This is a genomic window from Arthrobacter sp. Soil764, from assembly GCF_001428075.1.
In the GTDB taxonomy this organism is placed as follows: domain Bacteria; phylum Actinomycetota; class Actinomycetes; order Actinomycetales; family Micrococcaceae; genus Arthrobacter.
The window spans coordinates 1-3,425 of record NZ_LMSI01000025.1 but is presented as its reverse complement, the minus strand read 5'-3'; the positions used below and the strand labels follow the sequence as shown (position 1 = coordinate 3,425).

The 3,425-nt window shown below is 54.8% G+C and carries 1 rRNA gene; it reads left to right on the top strand.

Going from position 1 to position 3,425, the window contains the following annotated elements:
* The first annotated feature begins 292 nt into the window (after positions 1–292).
* Positions 293–3,420: ribosomal RNA gene (locus ASG86_RS19010) — 23S ribosomal RNA — on the top strand.
* Positions 3,421–3,425 lie beyond the last annotated feature (5 nt).

Here is a 3,425-nt window from a genome sequence, read left to right as displayed (position 1 = left end):
GTTTAGTGTTTGGCACACTGTTGGGTCCTGAGGCAACAGGACCATGGGCTTTTGGCTTGTGGTGCTTTGTTTCTGGTTTCCCTGCCATGACGCCTCCACGCACTTTGTGTGTGGGGTGTGTGGTGTGGGGTTGTTGTTTGAGAACTACATAGTGGACGCGAGCATCTTGTATAAGAAGCAATTTCCAAGATTAATGAACCTGGATCTGGCTGCGCTGTTGATGCCTCCTTGTGGGGTGTTGGGGTGTGGTTGGTTTCTGTGGTTCTCTCGAAAATTTGTTTTTGATCTTTGTGGTCAAGTTTTTAAGAGCACACGGTGGATGCCTTGGCATTAGGAGCCGAAGAAGGACGTAGGAATCTGCGATAAGCCTGGGGGAGTCGATAACCGGACTGTGATCCCAGGGTGTCCGAATGGGGAAACCCCGCCGAGCGCGCGAGTGACTTGGTGACCCGTACCTGAACACATAGGGTGCGTGGGGGGAACGCGGGGAAGTGAAACATCTCAGTACCCGCAGGAAGAGAAAACAATAGTGATTCCGTTAGTAGTGGCGAGCGAACGCGGATCAGGCTAAACCGTTCCATGTGTGATAGCCGGCGGGCGTTGCATGGTCGGGGTTGTGGGACTTTCCATACCAGTTCTGCCGGGCTGGTGGGGTGTGATGTGCGCGCATAGGTGAACGGTTTTGAAAGGCCGGCCAGAGAGGGTGTTAGTCCCGTAACCGTAATGTGTTTGTACCGCCTGTGAGAGTATCCCAAGTAGTACGGGGCCCGAGAAATCCCGTGCGAATCTGTCAGGACCACCTGATAAGCCTAAATACTCCCTAATGACCGATAGCGGACCAGTACCGTGAGGGAAAGGTGAAAAGTACCCCGGGAGGGGAGTGAAACAGTACCTGAAACCGTGTGCTTACAATCCGTCGGAGCCAGTCTGATTCTGGTGACGGCGTGCCTTTTGAAGAATGAGCCTGCGAGTTAGTGTTACGTCGCGAGGTTAACCCGTGTGGGGCAGCCGTAGCGAAAGCGAGTCTGAATAGGGCGTTGCAGTGGCGTGATCTAGACCCGAAGCGAAGTGATCTACCCATGGCCAGGTTGAAGCGACGGTAAGACGTCGTGGAGGACCGAACCCACTTCAGTTGAAAATGGAGGGGATGAGCTGTGGGTAGGGGTGAAAGGCCAATCAAACTTCGTGATAGCTGGTTCTCCCCGAAATGCATTTAGGTGCAGCGTTGCGTGTTTCTTGCTGGAGGTAGAGCTACTGGATGGCTAATGGGCCCTACAAGGTTACTGACGTCAGCCAAACTCCGAATGCCGGTAAGTGAGAGCGCAGCAGTGAGACTGTGGGGGATAAGCTTCATAGTCGAGAGGGAAACAGCCCAGACCACCAACTAAGGCCCCTAAGCGTGTGCTAAGTGGGAAAGGATGTGGAGTTGCCCAGACAACCAGGAGGTTGGCTTAGAAGCAGCCACCCTTAAAAGAGTGCGTAATAGCTCACTGGTCAAGTGATTCCGCGCCGACAATGTAGCGGGGCTCAAGTACACCGCCGAAGTTGTGGCATTCACATTTTTGCTAAGCCCTTGTGGTTCAGGCGTGTGGATGGGTAGGGGAGCGTCGTGTGGGCGGTGAAGTCGCGGTGTAAACCAGCGGTGGAGCCTACACGAGTGAGAATGCAGGCATGAGTAGCGAAAGACGGGTGAGAAACCCGTCCGCCGAATGATCAAGGGTTCCAGGGTCAAGCTAATCTGCCCTGGGTAAGTCGGGACCTAAGGCGAGGCCGACAGGCGTAGTCGATGGACAACGGGTTGATATTCCCGTACCGGCGAAAAACCGCCCATGCTGAGCGGGGGATACTAACTGCCCGAWACCTGCCTGACACCCCTTGTGGGTGAAGGGTTTTGGTGGAGCGCAGGACCTGATCCCGGGAGGCAAGCGTATTAACAGGTGTGACGCAGGAAGGTAGCCGAGCCGGGCGATGGTTGTCCCGGTCTAAGGATGTAGGGCGAGTGGTAGGCAAATCCGCCACTCAYRWAGCCTGAGATCTGATGGGACCCCCGTTTGGGGGGATTTGGTGATCCTATGCTGCCGAGAAAAGCATCGACGCGAGGTTTTAGCCGCCCGTACCCCAAACCGACACAGGTGATCAGGTAGAGAATACCAAGGCGATCGAGAGAATTATGGTTAAGGAACTCGGCAAAATGCCCCCGTAACTTCGGGAGAAGGGGGGCCCCAACCTTGAWASAMCCTTGCGKTSTGGAGGGGATCGGGGCCGCAGAGACCAGGGGGAAGCGACTGTTTACTAAAAACACAGGTCCGTGCGAAGTCGCAAGACGATGTATACGGACTGACTCCTGCCCGGTGCTGGAAGGTTAAGAGGACCGGTTAGCCKCAMGGCGAAGCTGAGAATTTAAGCCCCAGTAAACGGCGGTGGTAACTATAACCATCCTAAGGTAGCGAAATTCCTTGTCGGGTAAGTTCCGACCTGCACGAATGGAGTAACGACTTCCCCGCTGTCTCAACCATAAACTCGGCGAAATTGCAGTACGAGTAAAGATGCTCGTTACGCGCAGCAGGACGGAAAGACCCCGAGACCTTTACTATAGTTTGGTATTGGTGTTCGGAGTGGCTTGTGTAGGATAGGTGGGAGACGTTGAAGCCCGGACGCCAGTTCGGGTGGAGTCATCGTTGAAATACCACTCTGGTCACTTTGGACATCTAACTTCGGCCCGTAATCCGGGTCAGGGACAGTGCCTGATGGGTAGTTTAACTGGGGCGGTTGCCTCCTAAAAAGTAACGGAGGCGCCCAAAGGTTCCCTCAGCCTGGTTGGCAATCAGGTGTCGAGTGTAAGTGCACAAGGGAGCTTGACTGTGAGAGAGACATCTCGAGCAGGGACGAAAGTCGGGACTAGTGATCCGGCGGTACATTGTGGAATGGCCGTCGCTCAACGGATAAAAGGTACCTCGGGGATAACAGGCTGATCTTGCCCAAGAGTCCATATCGACGGCATGGTTTGGCACCTCGATGTCGGCTCGTCGCATCCTGGGGCTGGAGTAGGTCCCAAGGGTTGGGCTGTTCGCCCATTAAAGCGGTACGCGAGCTGGGTTTAGAACGTCGTGAGACAGTTCGGTCCCTATCCGCTGCGCGCGCAGGAAATTTGAGAAGGGCTGTCCTTAGTACGAGAGGACCGGGACGGACGAACCTCTGGTGTGTCAGTTGTACTGCCAAGTGCACCGCTGATTAGCTACGTTCGGATGGGATAACCGCTGAAAGCATCTAAGCGGGAAGCTCGCTTCAAGATGAGATTTCCATACACCTTGTGTGTGAGAGGCCCCCAGCCAGACCACTGGGTTGATAGGCCGGATGTGGAAGCGAGGACTAACGACTCGTGAAGCTGACCGGTACTAATAGGCCAACAACTTACACCACACAGA